The organism is Pseudoalteromonas sp. ABV4_021, from assembly GCF_056159365.1.
Genome location: NZ_JBSWVB010000002.1, coordinates 1,070,569 through 1,090,875, shown reverse-complemented (window position 1 = coordinate 1,090,875; position 20,307 = coordinate 1,070,569). Strand labels below are relative to the sequence as shown.

Below are 20,307 nucleotides of genomic sequence, written 5' to 3'. Positions count from 1 at the left end.
GTATATGACTTTTAGCGAGCAATAACGCGTTATTGCTCGCTTGATTGACACAAGCCATCAAGAATTGGGCAATCGGCACTTTCGTCACCGCTACAGTTATCTGCAAGTTGTTTTAGGGTTTCTTGCATTTGTTGCAGCTCGTTTATTTTCAGCTCAATATCGTCTAAATGATGTTGTGTTATCGCTTTCACCTCTTGGCTAGTACGACTCGGGTTTTGCATTAAGTCGAGCAGCGATTGTATTTGCGCAAGCAAAAAGGCAAGCTTTCGCGCACGTTTAGTTAACCGATATCAACAATTACTGTTCGCATGTTTTAGCAAGCCTGATATCCACCCAAACTAAGCGGTGATCTGATGACGCACTTCTATCGGCAACTAAATGGGCACCTTGCTTATCTTTAGCGGGCCAAAACACAGCGCTGTTTAACACCTTTAAATTTGCTGACGGCAACACATAGTCGGCACGCATTCCCCACCCTGCGGTGTGTGTTGCTGCGTATGTATTTTCAGGTTTATTTTGCAAGCCACCCTCTGATTGAGGCGCTGCATATTGATTTATAACTGAATGCGACAACAACTGATTAATCGCATTTGGGTGCGCATCACCTTCCTCAGCGCTGGCATTTAAATCACCTAAAATCACAAAAGACTGCGGGTTAACGCCTCCGTACTGACCGTTATCATCATAAATATAGTGATTGCTTGATGGGCTAATGTAATCTCGCCAAAAGCGGATTTCATCGTGATTACGTTTTCCATTACGGTCTTCTTCGCCGTCAAATACCGGAGGTGTTGGGTGGCTTGCCAGCACATGAATCATGTTATCACAAACATTTATCGGTACATCCCAATGAGACTTGGACGATAAACGCATTATGGCGCGCTCGTCGCTTGAGTACCATTGGCTGCCATTTGGGTTAACTGGCATCAAGTTATTCGGCATATCTTGCCAAAGAAAATGCTGAAAAGTGCGGACTTGCTCTGAAACGATGGGGTATTTCGACAACAGTACCATGCCATACTGCCCAGCGTAACGGCCAAAACCAAAATGAGTAAGCTTAACAGCATCGCCTTTTAATCCGGTTTTTACCCCCGTGTTTACGGGTGCAAGATACACATATGGGTAAGTAATTGGCGCTAAGCCATTTTGCGATACTTCAAGGTATGCTGTCTTAAATAAATCGATGCCTTTTTCGCGCTTTACAATGTAATCAAATTCATTAAGTAAAATAATATCTGGACGAGTGCGCTGAATAATTTCAGCAATATTATTAATTTGCTGCTCATTACCACCTGCTAATGCTTGCGTAAGCGCATGTGCATTTAGGGTTGATTTTGTAGCTGATTGTTCGCTTGATTGATAATTAGTGGCTTCCATACTGACATTAAATGTAGCAATGCGAAGTACTTTGTTCTGGTTTGTATTTTTAAAATCTTGCTGCGGTGTTGGCACAGTATTGCAGCCCAACAGCATACCTAATACAGTAGCGTAACTAATGGCACGTAAATTAATATTCATACAGTGTAACAATGGCTTTATTTTGGCTTGGAAAATAGCTTAGTTCCAAGTTAAGCGCAAACAAAGACGCTCAGCCACCAATAAACACTTCATCCGTTATAACAGACTTAAATAAAGCCTTGCGTAACTCTCTGTTACATCTATAAAAATAAGCTTTGCACAAATAAATTGTCATTTTACATATGAAAAAATTAATCCTCTGTTTATCCCTTGTTTTACCCAATATTGCGATGAGTTGCCCTACGTTGACCGGAACATGGACATCATCCAGCGAAAAGTTCGAATCATTCAATAAAAAGTGGGCCAATGTTGACGGCAATGCGTGGGCTTTTATGACCCAAACTCAAGGTAAAGAAGTCATAACATTCAATAACAAACAGGAAATGCGCATCAACACCCCTGACATTGAGATCACAATGGGCGAAAAAACCATGACGATGCCAGCGAAAGAAGAACACATAAACTACTCAATTTTAGGATGTACCGATAGCAGCATTGTTTTACAGTTTGATCGATACGGTAAAGCACAAATATCACATCTCCATTTTGAAAATGAAACCACCTACTGGGAATATATGGGAAACTCACAAAATGATGGCAATAGCCACATACGCGAGTATTACACTAAAGACTAACGTTACAACCCATGAAAAAAATCGCTACTTACACCGACACACAAAGAAAAGAAGTGCTTTACTTTGCAATTAACCAAAGCAATGTGGCAAAACCTTTTGTGCTTGGCGGCTATACTAACGACCCCAACTTGCCTCCGATTGCACAAACCGGAGGCGCCAGATCATTTGGTTTAAGTGAATTAGACAGTGCTGTTGGCCCAGGTGGACTAAGCTGGCGCGATTTTTTAAGCAAAATAGGATGCAGTTGGGGCATACCTATTATTGAAAAAGCGAAACAGGAACAAAGCACCCACTATGCTTTTAACGCTTTTGACCAAATTGGACATTAAACGAAAATTACTAACTAAGTCGGATAGTTACTTTCAAAGCAAACATTACCTCCCCTATCAAACTCGATTAAACAAACTCCTCGTGTGACAAAACCACAAATACTTTGCGCAACAGTTGTGTTCAGATAGGTAATATAAATGAACATAAAATAATCAGTTGACAATAAAAAAATATTATTTAAAATCTCAGAAACTGACCAGCCGGTCAATTTCACTCTTAAGGGTTAAAACGTGGATAAACGCGAACAAATTATAGAAACAGCAATAAAACTTTTTGCTGAAAATGGTTTTGAGAAAACGTCTATTTCAACAATTTGTGCTAAAGCTGACACTTCAAAGGGGTTAGTGTTTCACCATTTTAAAACTAAAGACGAACTATTAAGAGAAATTTTTGCAAGAATTACTGAAATCATCGGTAGCGCTAGTAAAGAGTACAAACAGAAAACAGACCCAGTCGAAAGGTTAATTGCGTTTATTGAGTCTATTTTTACAGCGATGTCGGTTGATGAACATAAATACATCTATCAGTTAAACTTTAATGTAATGTTTCAACCTTCAACACGGAGGTTACTGCAAGATTTAATTGAAGAGAGAACTACGATTTTACAAACCGAAGTTAAAGAAATCTTTGACTTTTTAGGTTATGAATCAAGCAGTATTTTAAGCAAGCTATTCGTTGCTGAAATTGACGGTATTGCATTGAACTACTTGTTTCTTGGCGAAGATTTCAATTTGGTAGCTGTAAAACAAGTATTTATTGAGAAATACGTAAAAATGGCCAAATAGATAGGGCCTTTTTGCAAACTATTTTTGTTAAAAAATTTTACACATAAAATTGACTGCACGGTCAGTCAATTCAATTTGGTTAAAGGAGAACCATCACTTTAAAAGAGGTTAAGCATTATGACTAGAAATAATACCATTCGACAAAATCCACAAGAATCATTTATTTGTGCATCATGTGGTCAAGGAGTTTCGCCAATTATTTACGGTGGTCAGCATAGAAACCATTGCCCTTACTGTTTATGCAGTGTGCATATGGACATCAAAGCTGGGGATCGCCGTTCGAGCTGTCGCGGAATTATGCAGCCAATAGGCATTCATGTTCAAAAAAATCAAGAATGGTCATTAATTCATAAATGTTCAAAATGTAAGACTATCAGAACCAACAGAGTAGCTGCGGACGATAACGAATTGCTGCTTCTCACGATAGCTGCGGAACCAATTATGTCATTACCATTCCCATCAAAAATGGTCTTAACAAGATTAAAGCATCTTAGTATAGAAAGCGGTAGTAACAATGAATACACATAGCAAATACAGAGTTATTGAAAAGCATTACGATAGTTATAAAATTCAAACCGAAAACGGCATTAAATCTGCAAGATTAAAAGGTAGTTTTTTACATACTATTAAAAGTAAAGAGTGTCTCCCATGTGTCGGAGATTGGGTGAATGTTGCAAATGAACACTCTCATTACTTAATTAGCGGCATTGAGAAAAGGCACAGCCTTGTTAGCCGAAAGTTCACAGGTAACACTACCGAACAACAGGCAATTGCAGCCAATGTTGATTATGTGTTTATCGTATTAGGCCTTGATCGTAAACGGCATTACTCTGACCGATTACTTGAACGACTGCTAACAATTGCTTGGAATAGTGGCGCAACTCCTGTCGTTATTTTGAATAAATGCGATTTAAATGACATGGCAAATTTAATTAAGCGACAGTTAGAAACCGTTGCACTGGATATTAATATCATTATCTGCAGCGCAGAAAATAAAACAGGTATCGAAGAAGTTGTGTCATATTTGGTGAATGGAGCAGTTGGAATGTTTATCGGACCATCAGGTGTAGGTAAATCAACGCTCACCAATACTATTCTCAAAAGTAGTATACAGAAAACTAATTCAGGCAGGGATAAAGATAATAGGGGTCGACATACGACATCTGCGTGTTGTCTGTTTGAATTAGAAAACGGCGGATATATTGTTGACTCCTCAGGCATTAAAGAAGTACAAGCTTGGGCTGACGCAGAAGATATTGACGCTGTATTTAGCGAGATCCAAAATGTATCTGATTTGTGCCGTTTTAGAGATTGTACACATGAAGGCGAGCCTGGCTGCGCAGTTCAACAAGAACTAGAATATGGAAATATAACAGCCGAGCGATATGATAGTTATCTGCATTTAAAACAAGAGCAAGCATTCCTCGAAAGAAGAAAAAATGCTCGAAGTAAAAGTGCAGAACGTCAACATGATAAAGATTTTACGAAAATGGTTAAGTCTACATTGAGCAAAAAGCAAATTTTGCGAAATGCACAACGTTAACTTAAAAAAGCGCCCGATACGCTATTGTGGCGCTTTTTTCCCTTCTTAATGAGTCCCTTAATGCCCTTGTCTCTAATTCACAGTACCGATTTAAAAACACAAAATTCCCAATGATTTATTGGTGTCATTAATTTAGGAAGGTATCGACTCTCATTTTAGGCATTACTCATAAAAAAGCGCTGAATTATCAGCGCTTTTTAAGAGCATCTTGTTAAATATTTCCCACTTTAACTATAGGAAGGGTACATTTATTTAACCTAAAGCTGTTATATAACTAGCGCAATGAACAAAAACAATAGCCTAGTTTTTTATATACAACACGGACGATGCGTTATTGTATTTGTTTTTATAATTACGCTTTACAAATTAGCTTTTCAGCTTGTTTTGTATCGATTTTCTTAAACAGTAAATCCATTGATAGCGAAATACGTTCAGCAGCGTTACCGAACTTACCAAAACCACCACAACCAACAGTATCTACTCTTACATTACCGATGCGATTGTTTTTGTTGTATAAACTAATATCTGCATAACGCATGTAAGTGGTAATATCCCACGCCCAATTTGCTTGATATACAATTGCTTGGTCATACTCAAGTACATAATTTGGCGTTTCTACAACTTCAAATTGGTAACCTTGTTTTGATAACCAACCAGTAATCGAGTCTCGCACGCCATCGCGTGTACGCGTGTCGTCAATTACCGTAACTGTTTTATTGGTTTCAAGTGAAGCTTGCTGTGAGTTTTGCACTACTGTCATACAACCTGAAAGTAGTAATGTAGAAGTAATAGCGACTGCTGATACTAACTTTTTCATGAATTCAAAATCCTTTGAAATATTGAGGGGGTGATTATGCGCTTTTGAATTTTTGCGGTATTAAGTGAGTATTTACTACAAAGCGATGCTAAGTCAGTTTTGTATAAACCTTAGTTTAACCACTACAAAAACTACCAAGAAAGCCATAAAGACCTATAGATTGTTTTTAAAAACACTTTATCAAGATAAAGTAAAGGCATGATTTATATCATATTTAACATTACTTATCCCAATAAATTATTAATTTTATCGCAACAAATGTTAAATCAATTATTAAACGTTAAACAAACTAAAAATATAAGTGATAAGAGGCGAAAAAACTAAATGACTAGGTAGGTTTTAAAAAAATTTATACTGAACACCTGAAATATCTACCACATCACATAGTCATGTCATACCAAATATGGCTTTCAGTAAGCGCAGTTATCAGCAATATTGCACTTGATTACGACCTTGGTTTTTCGCGAGATAGAGTGCTTTATCTGCACGTTTAAGCATGCTTTCTAAAGTGACATCACTTTGATCAAACGTACTTACACCTATGCTTAGAGTGTATTGCACAGTAACGTTATCCAATGTTACTTGCTGCTCTGAAATGGCTTGACGTATACGCTCTGCAAGCGAAGTTGCATCATCTTGCGTTGACATAGGCAAAAACACAACAAACTCTTCACCACCAATTCGCCCAGTAATATCAGATTCACGGGTAAATTGCCGCAGTACATCTGCCGTGTTTTTTATCACTTCATCGCCCATCGCATGGCCGTAGTTATCGTTGATTAGTTTAAATTTATCTAAATCTAATAACAGCAGCGCACATGATCCCGGATGGCGCAAATACTGGCTAAATAAATGATGTGCCGTTTTAAAAAAACCTCTGCGATTATAAAGCTCTGTAAGTGGGTCTGTTACTGCCAGTTTGAGCGCTTTTTGCTTTTGATATTCTAATTGGCATGTGCGCTCTTCAACTCGCTGTTCCAATAAGCGTGTTAGCTCTTCTTGCTCATCTTGCCTTTGGTTAAACACGGCTTGCACCAAAAGCACCACGGCAAAAATAAACAAAAAGAAAAACTGTAAAGTGATTTCCGCACTGGCAGCATGATGTTGATAAAAATACCCCCAACCTTGGTTACTACCAATCCAAGCAAGACAAAACACCAACATATTCATGCAACTGGTTAAGGTTGAAGACGAACGCATAGCGCAATACAAAAGCGGAAATAATATTAGAGACGGCTGTAAAATGGGTAAATCTAAATGGGTATAACCAGGGCCAAAAATCAAATAGCAGCATAACACTGTAATGGCGGTTATTAACAAAGACTGAGTAACATTTTGGGTCGTCATTTTGTGCGGCCAGCGCCGCCATAAAAAATACAATGCAGGGCTTATAGCAATTGCAGCTAGCGCATTGCTGGCGCTCCAATTTAAAATGCCAAAAAACAAACCATCAAACCATTCAAGCCCGAGTACAGAATAAATGCCCACACCAAAAATAGCCGAAACAGTACCCATTGCCGCACAGGCAAAAATAAACGTACCAGCAATGTTTTCTACCCGTTGCAGAGGGTTATGCAACACAATTTGCTTGTACATAATGGTAAATGCACACAGCGCTGCTAACGTATTCCCCATTGAAGTAACAATATTAATAACAAGGTGATTAAACGTAAAAGGATTTAAATTATAGAGATGAAAATAATAAATAATGGTAAAAAATGAGCCCGATGCAACACCTACCCAAGCCTTACGCCCAAATAAAGTAACCGCAGCAAGCGCGACCCCTGCTGGTGGCCACGTAGACAAAGTATGCAGTGCTTGCATCGTAAAAATAGCAAATAGCAGATAAACACAGCATGTAATAAGGTTAAATTGCCAAGGCCTTAATACTATTTTCATATTCTTATTATTTAGCTCAAGTGGGCTGAACTAAATGCATCTCCCCTTGGACAACATAGAGCGCGTTGACCTTTACGATCTAAGTTCTATTCAAATGTTTAAAATCCATAATGAGTAATACGCTTGCGGGTTTCCAAAATACGTGTGTTAGCGTTACAGAATAGCTTTGTGCTTATTGCTCAGCTAATACCATATTCTTAATTTTTGTCGCTTTTTCAAAATGATCAAGTTTATGTGTTTCAATCCACCATGTAGCGGCCTCCATTAAACGTTCAGGGTCGTCGTTTTTATTGGCAAAAAACGCATAAAATGACACGCCTACGTTGTCGCCCTTTGCTGCAATTTTTTTATCGCATACTGAAATTATTTTTTGCCTAAGTTCCGTTCTCATTAATACATCTTCCTATTTATAAATTAAAGCTAAGCAGCACAAGCTGTAAACCCCGTTTACAGCTCTAATGTTAATTTGGGCCATTTTTCGAGCCACTTTTTGTTATTAAGTCGTGTTAAAAAAATAGCTTTTTCACGTTTGGGATTATACCGCAGGATTAAATTAAATAACGACTCAAAGCCAAACCCTGAGATAAAAGTAAGCTGATTAACATGGTTTAATTTCACCGCAACGGCGGTTTCTTTTTCAGGCCAGTAACGCATCGCATCTACCAAACAACAATAAGGGTTATCGTTATTCTTAATATGCATTAACGCCTGATTTTTTACTTGCCAATTTACGTTTGGCATTAACTTAACTAAGCTTGCTTGGTGATGTTTTGCAATATTGCGATCTGTCTCGTTTTGGTCAAAATAAATAACATCAACGTCATTTAAACCGCTTAATTTAGCTTTCCCGTGAAGTTTGTCCCACACCAAGTTACGTAAAAAGCCAGCCGCAATATACGCACTTGGTATATCAAGTTGGCGCAGTGCATTAAGTGCTGACATTCTAAGTGGGTCGTCTAACACATCGCGTTCAAGCAAGCGCTGGTAACTATGATCACGAGGCCTTCGCATCAAATATTCAGCAGAGTCTTCACCTACAACTTGAAAGCCCAATTTCAAATACAACCCATATGCCGGGTTTTGTTTGATTACACTCAGCGCCACATCAAGCTGCTGCACTTTGGCGTTTTCAATCATTAACGCTATAACTTGGCTACCAAGCTGCTTATTTTGAAAATCAGGGTTAATTTGTAATTGATAAATGTAACAACACCCAGTTTCATGCTGATTATCAAATTTGACCATACCAACAATGTTGCCATCAAAAACTATTAAGTGCGTTGCATCAAATTGATAATTAACACGCGCTAAATGATCTTGCTCCGAACACGGCATACCTGCCTCAAACAAATAGTTGTGCATGGTTATTTTTCGCAGCGATACTAAATAATCAACATCGCTTTGTGTTGCTTTTTGTAGGCTAATCATTTGAATTTGCAGTGCCGTAAGCGTGTGGGTGCTGTAACCCATCATCGCCAATCTCATCCCACGGCGCTTTAGAATTAACCCAAATATGATGGCGTACTTTAAACTGCTCAGCACCGCGTGTGATTAGCCCTGCCGGAATAAACTTTCGTTCGCTGTCGTTATCGCCCGGTAATTTAGAACCACACACTGTGCAAAACCACGTTTGCCAGTCGCAGTTTGGTTTTTTCCATGTCGAGATATGTTCTGATCCGCTTTGCCATTTAAAGTCGGCATTGGCAACCACCAGCACACCAATACCATTGGTGCCTGTCGCCTTGCGACAAATCGAACAGTGACACATGTAAATGTCTTTTACATCACGGGTTATTTCAAACTGCACCGCATTGCAGTTACACGCCCCTTTAATCATCGCGACGACCTCAATCTGTGTTTTATCTTAATTATTTTCACTTTAAAGTAATTTAGGTAATGATCCTAGGGTCTGTTGGCCTTTCAAGTTAAGCAGACCCAAAGCATACGGATAGAAACAACATAAAACAGGAACCCAAATGAAGCGCTTTTTTCAGCTATTTTTAATATGTGTCGTATATTTCGCGGCGACCATTGAGGCACAAGCTCAACGTATCACTACCGCGTCTAGCACCCTAAATGAAGACAGAACAATTCAAGTATTACTGCCTGAAAACTATGCGGCAAACCCCAACGCTACTTACCCCGTAATTTACTTGCTTGATGGCGACTACAATTTAAACGCGGTATCTGGCATGTTAGATATGCTCGCCAATAAAGGCGAACTGATTCCAAATGTGATTTTGGTGGCAATTGCTGATAAAGGCACTCAGTCATACCGTAGCTATATGACACCTAGCTTTAACGAGCAAAAAACGCCCGACAATGCGACAAAATTTGCCACCTATTTAGCCAAAGAAGTAAAACCTTATATTAGTAAACATTACCGCACAGCAAATAATCATATTTTGGTTGGTCAGTCGATTGGCGGGCTGTTTGTACTCAATACGTTAATTGAAAAGCCCAATAGTTTTAATCATTATATTTCGATTAGCCCGTCTGTTTGGGTTGGCGATAACGCCATCGTTAAAAAAGCCAACGACCACTTAAAGCAACAAAGCTATACGCCGATTTCGCTTCACTTAGCCCTTGGCGATGAAACCCGTATGGGACAATATGATTTTATTAATTATTTGGACTTAAACCCTAGCGCAAATCTAACGTGGCAATTTACCCATTACCCAGATGAAAATCATAACTCAGTAGGTTTAATTGCATTACGAAATAGTTTAAAAACGATTTTCAAAGGTTGGCACATCAATGAGCGCGAACTTGCAACAAAAACGCCGCAGTCAATCATAGAGCATTATGCTGCTTTACAAGACTCGTGGCAGCTAAAACAAGCAATGCCCAATAGTGTCGCGCAAAGTTTAATGCGCTATCACTACCGCAATCAATTGGTTGATAACGTGCCCGAGTTTATCGCATCAGCAATAAATGCTTTGCCACAATCAAGCCAAGTTTTAGTAGCGAAACAAGCAAGTTATGCTGGCCATTTTGATTCGCCAAAGGCTGCGTTAAGTATTCTAAGAGAAAGTGAAAGTCAGCATGGTGAATCGATTAGCTATTTAAAAGCAATTGCCGGCGTTTACGAACAACTCGGTGATAGAAAAAACGCTCAGCAATATTACAAAAAGGCCCTCACGCTTGCGAAAAATCAAAACGCACAGCAATGGCAACTTAATATTTTGGCTGCAAAAATTAACTAGGCAGGCCTTTTGCTTAAAGGTTGGTTAACTATTTATACTTGATAGATAGATAAAATAGCTTCGTCACATTCCGTATATTGAGATTGGAAAAGTGACAACCTTATTAAGCGCCAAATTGGCGCTTTTTATTGGCGCTTTTATTGGTGCCCAGTCAATAACTAGATTTCACGTTAATTTGAATTACACTCAAAGAATGAAACTTAGCCAACCCTCATAAAATGGCAATTGAACACGGAACTTTCTCACTTACATTATTACCCAACAATATCATCGTGGCTGATGCAAAAGGACCATGGAACATTGAAGCCGTTGATCATTACCATAATGACGTAGCTGCAATAGTAAATGAATTTGCCGGAAACCCATGGCATCACATTGCAATTCTTCGTTGTGAAACGGTATTTATTCCACAAGTTATCGCACGACTTGAACAACATTTTTTGTGGCGCAAACAAAATAATGTGCAGTCAGACACCACAATACTTACCGATAGCTTTAGCAAAAACATCTCTAAGCAACAAATAACACAAATCTTCGAAAAGCTTGAAATGACGCATTTTTTTGCGAGCGATTTAGATACTGCACTACAGCAAATAGCAAATAGCAAATAGCAAATAGCAAATAGCAAAGCTAAAAGCTGTAACGAAAAAAATAAAATACTTAATAATCAACTAACTAATTAAATAAATTAGCCAATCCATACATTCAATTAAAAAAACGCTTGTTATATCTACACATGTAGAGATAACATACATCTACATTTGTAGATATAGAGGAATCTGATGGCACTTTCTAATTTTGAACTAGAAGTGATGCAACTTTTTTGGCACCACAAAGAGGCCAGTGCACCTGAAATTCATAAGCAAATCGCAAATACACGCGACGTAAAGTACAGCACAGTTAAAACGATCATCGACCGACTAGAAAAAAAGGGCAGTTTAAAGCGCAGCAAAACCCAAGGGCGTACTATTTTTTACGCACCTACTACAGAAAAACAAAGCGTTAGCGTGCCGCTGATTAAAGACTTTATAAACAAAGTGTTTCTCGGCAAGAGCCGACCATTAGCGGCTCATATTTTAGAGCAGGAAGCGCTTTCAATGGACGATCTTGAATACCTAGAGTCGGTGCTTAAAGAACGTAAAAAGGACTTACAAAAATGATGTTTTACTTGCTGATCAACACATGCATTTCAGTGCTTGTGTTGGGCTTATTAGCATTTGGTAACGGATCAAATAAAGCAGACTATCGCTTATCGGTATTTGCGCTTATTACTTGGTGTATTCCCTACCCTATGCTCGCTAAATTGCTACCAGCAGATGCATTCGTGAATCCAATTATTCTGTCGCAAACACTCAGCACAATAACCACGCAGCAAACACGTCTTAACACTCATTTTACTGATTATCAGCAACTGAGTTTAATGCTATTGCTTAGCAGTGTGTTGTTAGGTGGCATGATATTTAGCATACGCTTGATGCGACAGTTAAAAACACACGCACGCATTGTTAATAGCGCATCGTTTAGCTATTGCGACACCTTATCTAAGCAACATTCAGTGCCCGTTTACCGCGCTGAAAGCGTGCCAAGTGGCATGCTTATGGGAGTGTTTAACAGCAAAGTAGTGTTGTCTAACACCATCACGCAAGCCAACCAAATCGCGCTTATTGTTAACCACGAAAAAATACACAAAGTACGTAACGATAACTTACGTTTGCTGATTTTAACCTTAGTGGAGAGTTTGTTGTGGTGGAATCCACTGGTTAAAAAGCTGAGCAAACAAACACGCTTTTATATTGAAGCCCTGTGTGATGAACAATGCGCACAACATTATGGCTATAAAGCATATCAGGCTGATTTTGCCGAGTTAATTTTACACCAACACCAAAGCCAGCAGTTCACTTTTAACAGCACCGCAACCTCAACTAAAAACAATAACATTCAACGACTAAAACGTCTCAAGGAACAAAGAGAAATGACTTTAAAAAACAAACTTACCTATACGATGTCAGTTACAGCAGCACTACTGTTAATAACGTGGCACACACTTGCGCTAGCTGCACCAAACAGCGCGAACGCCAAAAGTGAGCAAGGTGCTTTTGTAAATTTTGAAATTAACGTGACCGAACGCACAAGTGAGCAAGCGACAAATACACACACGTCACAAATGACAATGTGGGTACATTTCAACGAAAAAGCAGCATTTAACATTAGCGACAAATTTCATTTTAACTTTGTGGTATCTGAAAATAATGACGTTGCTGAAGTAGAAATGGCCATTTTAGAAGTAAGTGACGCTGGCGAAGAAATTGTAGCGCAACCAAAGCTCATTGTTGCATTTGACCAACAAGCAAAAATTGAAATTGATAATTTCCAAGTAAGTAACCACGGATATTCTATTGCGTTTACACCAAGCCGAGGGCAAAAACCGGAATAAAACAGTTAGGTCTATTTATCAACTTAGAACAAAGATAAATAGACCTGTTGCAACGTTGTGAAAAGTAAAAGTAGCTGCGCAATAACGCCAATACCAACTAAAATCCAGCAAGTAACGTAGCTTTAAGTCACATATAATCAGTCTTTCTTAGATACATTTTTCAAGCTAAAGCTCAGCGCAAATGCAATGCCACTAAAAAGCGCAAACGCTAACATCACCGCAAAAATTGAAAACTGCGCTAATGCCCCGCTAAATAGGCCAATTAGTAACAGCACCACACCAATTAAACTATTACTGACCGAAACATAGTCAGTTCGTTTATTGCCACCCGCCATATCGACTAAATATGTTTTTCGTGCTTGGCGCACACCTTCATGCACCACAAGTAGTACAAAAAACAATGCAAGGTAAGGGTAAATACTCTCAATTTCAAACCAAATAAACATTGCACTAAGCAAACAAATAACTGTATTTAAACTTGCCGTAAATGCCATCAGCCCTTTACTGTTTTTATCTGCCAATTTACCCCAGATTCGACCACTAATAAGGCTTGCTATACCACCAAGTACAATTAAACTGGCTAACGAAACATAAGAAGAACTGGCTTGCTGTTCTGCCATTAAAACCAAGTAAGGAGCCGCCAAACCAGAGCTTATCATCAGGCTTCGTACCCACACAAAACGGGCAAAACCAATATCTTGCGTAAGTAGTTTTAAGTTATTTTTTGCAACATCGAGCGCACTTTTGTCGTCGCTCTTATCGCCATCATATTCTTTAATAAGCGCACAACTAAATGCACTTAATAAAAAGCATACAGCGGCCAGTGCAAGTAAAATAATCGACCCATCTTGTTCGCTTGAGCGCAGGTATAACGCACCACCAAACACAATTGTAATTGCACCCGCAATGCTGGCGGCGGTACCACTTAATTTGCCACGTTTACTTTTATCAATGGTTTTACCCATCACATCTTTGTTTGCGATGGAGGAAATAGCGCGTGCCAAACTAAATAGAATGGTTAAAACAACAATAACGATACCAGCCATTGTGCCACTCAAGCTTATTGCCGCAAACAACAAAGCAAGTACCGCAATAGCCTGTAATACCGCGCCATAAACAAGATATTGCTTACGCGTTGCTTGGCGGCGAATATGCGCCCCCAATACAATTTGTGGCAACATCGCACCCGATTCTCGAATCGGAACAAGCAGCGAGGTTAGAAAGATTGGCGCGCCTGTGGTTGCCATTAACCAAGGCAGCACCACTTTAGCACTGGCGAATGAATCGGCGATTTTACTTAATACAAGCGACACAACAAACAACAGGTAATTACCGTTTTGCGCCTGACAGGCGTTGTCGTCAAGTTCATTACACTTAGACGAATTACTGCCGATGCGATTATGGAAACGCTCTACCCATTTTGAAAAATGTGTCATAAATCCTTAAACATTCCGTTTTGATTGAGCTTATTACTACGAAAACATATACTATTTAGATCAAACACTTAACCTTTAGGCTAGTTATTAAGCAAAGCAACTGATGCAATTAATTAAAACGCCAATCGCAAAATCTTTGCAAACACATTAACTAATTCAGTCGCTAAAAGTCGTTTATAACGGCAAGTTCAAATTACGTAGTATTATTTAGGCAAGCCGTTAAAACACGGCGTATGCGCAATATCATTAAACCAAGGCGCGCGGCTTTTAACAAAAATTTGCGCACTCGGAGATATAGGCACGTCAGTATCTAAACTGCCCGCAGGAACCACAACGCAATTTAAATCAGGATCATGTGTTGGCAGTGGCGAACCGCAATCGGTGCAAAAACTTTTAACATGCCGAGTATTTAAATGTTGATAACGTTTTACCTGTTCCAGTCCTTGCAGCCAGTCTATCTGAGCGTTAAATGCAAATAAATTGGCACCATGGGCGGTGCCGGTTCCCTTTTTACAGCGCGTGCAGTGACACAAATAAAATGCATTAAAGCTACCCGTTACCGCATACTTAACTGCGCCACATAAACATGAACCTTGATGCTGCATACGCGTTTTTCCTACCCGCTCTCTTTTAGACTGAAAATCAGAATTATCTATTTGCCATTGGGTGATCAGCGTTTAATTGTAGTAAATCCCAACGATTTCCGTACAAGTCCTCAAATACGGCAACGGTGCCATAGGGCTGCTGTTGTGGCTCACGAATAAACGACACGCCTACCGATTTCATATGCTCATAATCACGCCAAAAATCATCAGTATTCAAAAATAGAAATACGCGCCCACCCGCTTGATTACCAATAAACGCATGCTGCTCAGGCTTTGATGCCTTTGCTAATAACAGTGCCGTACCGGTAGAGTTTGGTGGTGCCACAACAACCCAGCGTTTATCTTGTTCTGCCTGATAAGTGTCTTCTATCAACTCAAACTTAAGCTTATTTACATAAAAATCGATTGCTTCATCATAGTCTTTTACTACCAGCGCAATATTTATAATATTCTGTTTCATCACTTTTCACTTTTGCGGTTTTAGCTAAGATTATTTAGTTTAACGACAAAGCGCCAGCCAGTTAACCTAAAACAACAAAAGCGGCTAAAAAGCCGCTTTTGTTTGTTAGATGTCTTATCACCTTTCTCGATTAATAAACTCAAACAAGGTCTGCGTTTGTGCAAAAGTGAGATCCACTAAACACTGCTCTGTCAGTAGCGAATGTAATTGGTTTGCCGAGGTAATGGTAAATACCTCTTGCTGGTTATGTGCATCGTCAAAAAAGGTAACTTGGTTATTCCTAATTAAAATGCGCTCGTTATCCATTATTCGTGATACCACTAGATTATTCACAAATGCCGCGTTTTCATGTTGCGAGCTATAAAAATGGCCAATATTGCAATCCATCTCAGTGAATTCACTTAAATCAAATCGATAAAGTGTGATCGATTCGTCATTATTGGGCGCTAACGCCAAGCGATACGCTTGCTCGCCAGTTTTTTCAAGGCTATAGCGACCATTTGGCGCATCAATCGTTGTAGTTTTTAATGGCACAATAAAGCGCGGGTTAAGCACGCCAAAGCCCACATCTACAATGTATTGTTTCGCTTGATATTCTAATAAAGTAACACGATGCAAGCGGCCATTTTGCTCATTACCATCAAGTAAAACACGTGTTATAAGTGGCCTAACCGTAAAACCAAGCGCTTTTAAGGCAAGATAAAATATCTTGTTGTGCTCAAAACAATATCCGCCTCGTCGATTTGTTACTACACGGTCAAACAATGCTTCAGGTTCAAGTGATAAATTTTCTTTTAATATGACATTGGCGCTATTAAAAGGGAATGTCGCTATATGCGCTTTATAAAGCGCCGAAATAAGCGCTAGTCCTTGCAGCTTTGGTGTCACATTAAGCTGATTTAAATAATCTTGTACGTATTGTTTCATCAGTGTACTCCTACTTATTTAGTGCCATGTTAAATTGCGCTAATACGGTGTTATCTAGCGAAAAACTGTCACGACAACTAACATGTAATTTCGCTGTGTACTGAATATCAAAATAATTAAACACTTTTGCGAAAAAGCCATCAAAAATAGGGCATAGCTCATCACTTGCCGATGTGGCCAAAACAAAGGCCTTTTTATTAGCAAACGCACGGGCTTTTGGTTTAAGTGTTGGTACGTCTGTTAGCTCAGTGATCCGATCGATCAATTGTTTAATCGGGGCGGTAGGTGCATGCCAATACACAGGTGATGCAAAAATTAATTTATCGGCCGCTAAAATTCGTTCGACCAAGGCATAAAAGTCGTCTTCAGGGTATTCATTTTGATAGTTGTATGGCGAAATCTGTAACGAGTCGATGTCGATCACATCCAATTGATGGTGTTTCGCGACTTGCTCAATTAGTTTTGCTGTATTGCCTTGTTTATTTGCGCTTGAAAATAACACTAACTTTTTCATCAGTTTAAAGTCCTTTTGCCAAAATTGTGCAGGTACTTTAAAAGCTCAAGTTGGGTTGAGGTAAAGCGTTTTTTTTAACTTTTTTATTTATCAAATAACGAACAAGTTATTAATTATTTTTTTAATAACACCTTTTGATAGCGCAGCGGTGTTGTCGAAAACCACTTTTTAAACGCATGTGTAAACGAAGATTGTTCTTGAAAGCCAAGCTCGTAGGCGGTTTCAGCAATAGTGTGGTGAGTTAGTAAAAAATCGACTCGAGACTTTCGTTCATCTGTTAATAGTTCACTAAAGTGAGTATTTTGCTGTTTTAGTTTTCGCTGCAAAGTTCTTGGACTCATAAACAAAGCAGCTGCGATCCGATTTTGATCGCAGTGTTTTAAGCTGCTTTTTGCTTTTAGTAGCAATATTACCTGCTCTTTTATATTTTCATTGGGTTGGCGTGCTTGTAGCTCTTTTTCAGATACCTGTATCAAGGCCTGAAACATTGCTTTGTTTTCACTTGTAAAGGGGATTGACAGTAACGCTTTAGAAAAAACAATACTGTTTTTAATTGCGTTTGTTGTCACATTACAATTAAACCAATTACGAAGCGTAAGCCGCTCATTTTGGCTTAGATTAAAGGTAAACGTAATTTCGTCCGGTTGGTAATGTTCGCCAAGAATCTTGCGTACAGTGGCAACCCAAGCAGTGGTGTTTCTTAGCACCATTTGCTTACAATCGTCACTTTTAACATGCCAGTCTAGCTGAACTTGTTGACCAAAATGACTCACCTTAGTTTCGCCAATATCCGCAACTAACGAATCAAAACGAATAAGTGCCTCAATTGCTTGTTCTAAATTTTCACAGCTTTCAACCAAATAGCCAAGTACACCATAATCTTTGGCTTGAATGCGTTTACCTAGTTCAAAACCAAATAAGCTTTGCTCACTTAAAAGCGCGCCGTAATTAAGCAAATCAACATAGTGCTTCATTGTTACTTGATGCGCGCTATCGCGATTACTCAGCGCAATGTTTGCGTTATGCGCTGGTGGATCTATGCCTAAATCATGTAAGTAGTGTAAAACGCTTTGCAAATACGCAATTGAAACCGATGCCATAATATTGTCGTAAAATAACAAAAACTATGACGTATTAGCGCAAGATAAACAGCTAAAGTCAAATTATGCTGCTAACAGGTGTTCATTAGCGTCATTTTTTATGATTTCTGTTCAATATCAAAAAACAATACAGGCCACGCCAGATCAAATTTTTACTAAGTTGATTGATCACGAAAACCTTAATCAGTTTTTCAATGCATCGTTCAAGGTTGTAAAGCGACAAGATGATAACGAGCCAATAGGTGGAAAAGGCTGCGTAAGGCAAATAAGCCTGTTGGGTATTACGTTTTTAGAAGAAATAATCCATGCCAGTGAACGTGAGATCCGTTATCGCGTATTAAATAACTTTCCTGTGAAAGATCATTTGGGCGTTATTACCTTGCAACCACATGGCAAACACACAACCGTAACTTACACCATACAATGTAATTCACCTTGGTATTTACCTGGTGTTTTATTGCGCCGCATTTTGGCCAACGACATTCGCAATTGCCTTGATAAATTAGGAGCATATTATGATCCCAGTTGAACTTATTTTACTGGGGTTGAGCCCCGTTTTTATTATTTGTGTCGTGTTGGAATTTAAAAAAGCGCGACAACACTACAATATAAAAGACAGCATTAATAACACCTTGCTGGCGCTGTTACACCAAGCTTCAGATGCAGTGATATTGCTGTTGTTAATGCCAATATTTTTATGGCTACACCAGTATGCTCTATTCGACATTAAACTTACCTTCACATCCTTGTTATTTGGTTTTATTTTACAGGACTTTTTGTACTACTGGTTTCATCGTGCATCCCACAATATTCATTGGTTTTGGCTGGCTCATGTAGTGCATCACAGTTCAACGCATATGAATTTTACTACGGCATTTAGACAAAGCATTTTATATCCGATTGTTGGCATGTGGCTATTCTGGTTGCCGATGATTTTGATTGGCTTTTCACCGAGTTTAGTGTTCGCGATTGTGGCAATTAATCTGGCATATCAGTTTTTTGTTCATACCCAAGTGATAGGTAATTTAGGCTGGTTTGAAAAGGTATTTAACACACCAACCCATCATCGTATTCATCACGCCACTAACAGGCCGTACATCGATAAAAATTACGCTGGTGTATTAATTATTTGGGATAAACTATTTGGCACATTTGCACCAGAAGATAAGGCAATTACCATTAAATATGGCATTGTTGGTGAATTACCAAAAGACAACCCACTGAGCGCGAACTTTAATCAATTAGGTGTTTTAAGCAGGCAGATAAAGCAAGCTAACACCCTGCGAGCAAAACTCAGGGTGTTATTTGGGTATCCTAGTCACTAGTTAAGGTTAGTCGAATAAAGGCGGGTGTATTTTGATACAATACGCGCTATCACACCACGCTCTGTAAGCGCATCAATGGCAGCATTGAGTTTTGGTAACAAATGCTGCTTTTGTTGATTGAGGCGTAATCTCAGTAGCCCTTCAGTATGTAACTTTTGGAAATCGAGACTTACATCGTAACGTTTACCCCAATAACTTGCCGTTAAATCACCAATAAGAATGCGCGATACACGCGCTTTTTTAAGTGCTAACACCAACTCTCTTTCTGATTTGAAATCAATGCGATTAAACAAGCTATCATCGTAGTAATAATAACCCAGAACGGTACCGATGTTGTCGTGATTTAGGTGCGCAGTTTTATCCGCATCTTTTAACCCAACAAAATATTCTTTTACGGTAAACAAGGGCTTTGATAATACAAATTCAGGGCCGACCTTTTGATTTGGAAACCATTCAGCACACACAGTATCAAAGTCGAGTTTGCCTTCTAATAATGCTTGGTTGGTGCGCTTGGGCGGTAAATTAAGCTGCACGCCTTCGATATTTGCTTCAGCTAAAATAAGCGGAATAAGCTCACCAAGAATGCCTGGCGTTGCTTTATCGGGCATGTAGTAAGGCACCCAGTTGTTAGAACCAGACATGTTGTAACGCAAGCTGTTTTGACCCGCAAACGCTGAAAACGTAAGCAAACTCAATGTAAGCAGTAAAATCCGTATCAAAATGCCTCCAATCTCCTTACCATCGATAACTCAAAACAACAAAAGCGATAAATA

24 protein-coding genes and 1 pseudogene are annotated in these 20,307 nt (G+C 39.0%); 11 read left to right on the top strand and 14 right to left on the bottom strand.

What is annotated here, in order from left to right; translation table 11 throughout:
- Positions 1-29: 29 nt before the first annotated feature.
- Positions 30-272 (bottom strand): annotated as a pseudogene (locus tag ACXAFE_RS19000) (MerR family DNA-binding protein); the annotation flags it as partial.
- A 25-nt stretch (positions 273-297) separates the two neighbouring features.
- Entirely contained in the window at positions 298-1,518 is a 1,221-nt protein-coding gene (locus ACXAFE_RS18995) for an endonuclease/exonuclease/phosphatase family protein (RefSeq protein ID WP_475156443.1), read from the bottom strand.
- 182 nt (positions 1,519-1,700) lie between these two features.
- Between ACXAFE_RS18995 and ACXAFE_RS18990 the strand changes: the two genes are divergently transcribed.
- The 5 genes from ACXAFE_RS18990 (at position 1,701) to rsgA (ending at position 4,811) form a co-directional block, all read left to right on the top strand.
- Positions 1,701-2,153, top strand: a complete 453-nt coding sequence (locus ACXAFE_RS18990; RefSeq protein ID WP_475156441.1) for a hypothetical protein — start codon at positions 1,701-1,703, stop codon at positions 2,151-2,153.
- Positions 2,154-2,164: 11 nt separating this feature from the next.
- On the top strand, positions 2,165-2,482 hold the full coding sequence (locus tag ACXAFE_RS18985; protein WP_475156438.1) for a hypothetical protein: 318 nt from the start codon (positions 2,165-2,167) through the stop codon (positions 2,480-2,482).
- A gap of 231 nt (positions 2,483-2,713) precedes the next feature.
- Positions 2,714-3,268, top strand: coding sequence for a TetR/AcrR family transcriptional regulator (locus ACXAFE_RS18980; RefSeq protein WP_475156436.1), 555 nt, complete (start codon positions 2,714-2,716; stop codon positions 3,266-3,268).
- Between the two features lie 117 nt (positions 3,269-3,385).
- Positions 3,386-3,796, top strand: a complete 411-nt coding sequence (locus ACXAFE_RS18975; RefSeq protein WP_475156433.1) for an RNHCP domain-containing protein — start codon at positions 3,386-3,388, stop codon at positions 3,794-3,796.
- A complete protein-coding gene (gene rsgA / locus ACXAFE_RS18970; RefSeq protein ID WP_475156431.1) occupies positions 3,783-4,811 on the top strand; it encodes a ribosome small subunit-dependent GTPase A in 1,029 nt (342 codons plus the stop codon). The genes ACXAFE_RS18975 and rsgA overlap by 14 nt, the downstream gene beginning before the upstream one ends.
- 352 nt (positions 4,812-5,163) lie before the next feature.
- Here rsgA and ACXAFE_RS18965 read toward each other — a convergent pair whose 3' ends face one another.
- The 5 genes from ACXAFE_RS18965 to ACXAFE_RS18945 all read right to left on the bottom strand — a co-directional run bounded on the left by ACXAFE_RS18965 (position 5,164) and on the right by ACXAFE_RS18945 (position 9,364).
- Positions 5,164-5,628, bottom strand: coding sequence for an Sbal_3080 family lipoprotein (locus tag ACXAFE_RS18965; RefSeq protein ID WP_475156426.1), 465 nt, complete (start codon positions 5,626-5,628; stop codon positions 5,164-5,166).
- 426 nt (positions 5,629-6,054) lie between these two features.
- Complete coding sequence (locus tag ACXAFE_RS18960; RefSeq protein ID WP_475156422.1) at positions 6,055-7,527, bottom strand: sensor domain-containing diguanylate cyclase; 1,473 nt, start codon at positions 7,525-7,527, stop codon at positions 6,055-6,057.
- Between the two features lie 172 nt (positions 7,528-7,699).
- Positions 7,700-7,918, bottom strand: coding sequence for a DUF6500 family protein (locus ACXAFE_RS18955; protein ID WP_475156420.1), 219 nt, complete (start codon positions 7,916-7,918; stop codon positions 7,700-7,702).
- A 56-nt stretch (positions 7,919-7,974) separates the two neighbouring features.
- Positions 7,975-9,000, bottom strand: a complete 1,026-nt coding sequence (locus tag ACXAFE_RS18950; protein ID WP_475156417.1) for a nucleotidyltransferase family protein — start codon at positions 8,998-9,000, stop codon at positions 7,975-7,977.
- Complete coding sequence (locus ACXAFE_RS18945; protein WP_475156415.1) at positions 8,948-9,364, bottom strand: GFA family protein; 417 nt, start codon at positions 9,362-9,364, stop codon at positions 8,948-8,950. Before ACXAFE_RS18945 ends, ACXAFE_RS18950 begins: the two co-directional genes overlap by 53 nt.
- 139 nt (positions 9,365-9,503) lie before the next feature.
- Here ACXAFE_RS18945 and ACXAFE_RS18940 point away from each other — a divergent pair, with 139 nt between their 5' ends.
- The 4 genes from ACXAFE_RS18940 to ACXAFE_RS18925 all read left to right on the top strand — a co-directional run bounded on the left by ACXAFE_RS18940 (position 9,504) and on the right by ACXAFE_RS18925 (position 13,167).
- On the top strand, positions 9,504-10,733 hold the full coding sequence (locus ACXAFE_RS18940; RefSeq protein ID WP_475156412.1) for an alpha/beta hydrolase-fold protein: 1,230 nt from the start codon (positions 9,504-9,506) through the stop codon (positions 10,731-10,733).
- A 218-nt stretch (positions 10,734-10,951) separates the two neighbouring features.
- The gene (locus ACXAFE_RS18935; RefSeq protein ID WP_475156408.1) at positions 10,952-11,344 is read left to right on the top strand and encodes a hypothetical protein; all 393 of its coding nucleotides are present in this window, start codon (positions 10,952-10,954) and stop codon (positions 11,342-11,344) included.
- Between the two features lie 171 nt (positions 11,345-11,515).
- Entirely contained in the window at positions 11,516-11,893 is a 378-nt protein-coding gene (locus ACXAFE_RS18930) for a BlaI/MecI/CopY family transcriptional regulator (RefSeq protein WP_394225019.1), read from the top strand.
- Positions 11,890-13,167, top strand: a complete 1,278-nt coding sequence (locus ACXAFE_RS18925; protein WP_475156401.1) for a M56 family metallopeptidase — start codon at positions 11,890-11,892, stop codon at positions 13,165-13,167. The genes ACXAFE_RS18930 and ACXAFE_RS18925 overlap by 4 nt, the downstream gene beginning before the upstream one ends.
- A gap of 137 nt (positions 13,168-13,304) precedes the next feature.
- Here the strand turns inward: ACXAFE_RS18925 and ACXAFE_RS18920 are convergent, their stop codons facing one another.
- The 6 genes from ACXAFE_RS18920 to ACXAFE_RS18895 all read right to left on the bottom strand — a co-directional run bounded on the left by ACXAFE_RS18920 (position 13,305) and on the right by ACXAFE_RS18895 (position 18,209).
- The gene (locus ACXAFE_RS18920; protein WP_475156399.1) at positions 13,305-14,603 is read right to left on the bottom strand and encodes an MFS transporter; all 1,299 of its coding nucleotides are present in this window, start codon (positions 14,601-14,603) and stop codon (positions 13,305-13,307) included.
- 203 nt (positions 14,604-14,806) lie between these two features.
- On the bottom strand, positions 14,807-15,208 hold the full coding sequence (locus ACXAFE_RS18915; protein ID WP_475156397.1) for a GFA family protein: 402 nt from the start codon (positions 15,206-15,208) through the stop codon (positions 14,807-14,809).
- Positions 15,209-15,251: 43 nt separating this feature from the next.
- A complete protein-coding gene (locus tag ACXAFE_RS18910; protein WP_475156395.1) occupies positions 15,252-15,668 on the bottom strand; it encodes a VOC family protein in 417 nt (138 codons plus the stop codon).
- A 117-nt stretch (positions 15,669-15,785) separates the two neighbouring features.
- Complete coding sequence (locus ACXAFE_RS18905) at positions 15,786-16,595, bottom strand: arylamine N-acetyltransferase family protein (protein ID WP_475156390.1); 810 nt, start codon at positions 16,593-16,595, stop codon at positions 15,786-15,788.
- A 10-nt stretch (positions 16,596-16,605) separates the two neighbouring features.
- Positions 16,606-17,109, bottom strand: coding sequence for a flavodoxin family protein (locus ACXAFE_RS18900; protein ID WP_475156387.1), 504 nt, complete (start codon positions 17,107-17,109; stop codon positions 16,606-16,608).
- A 113-nt stretch (positions 17,110-17,222) separates the two neighbouring features.
- Complete coding sequence (locus tag ACXAFE_RS18895; protein ID WP_475156381.1) at positions 17,223-18,209, bottom strand: AraC family transcriptional regulator; 987 nt, start codon at positions 18,207-18,209, stop codon at positions 17,223-17,225.
- Between the two features lie 100 nt (positions 18,210-18,309).
- Here ACXAFE_RS18895 and ACXAFE_RS18890 point away from each other — a divergent pair, with 100 nt between their 5' ends.
- Complete coding sequence (locus tag ACXAFE_RS18890) at positions 18,310-18,738, top strand: SRPBCC family protein (protein WP_475156377.1); 429 nt, start codon at positions 18,310-18,312, stop codon at positions 18,736-18,738.
- Complete coding sequence (locus ACXAFE_RS18885; protein WP_475156374.1) at positions 18,725-19,534, top strand: sterol desaturase family protein; 810 nt, start codon at positions 18,725-18,727, stop codon at positions 19,532-19,534. The genes ACXAFE_RS18890 and ACXAFE_RS18885 overlap by 14 nt, the downstream gene beginning before the upstream one ends.
- Here ACXAFE_RS18885 and ACXAFE_RS18880 read toward each other — a convergent pair.
- Entirely contained in the window at positions 19,531-20,253 is a 723-nt protein-coding gene (locus ACXAFE_RS18880) for an ABC transporter substrate-binding protein (RefSeq protein WP_475156372.1), read from the bottom strand. The genes ACXAFE_RS18885 and ACXAFE_RS18880 overlap by 4 nt on opposite strands.
- Positions 20,254-20,307 lie beyond the last annotated feature (54 nt).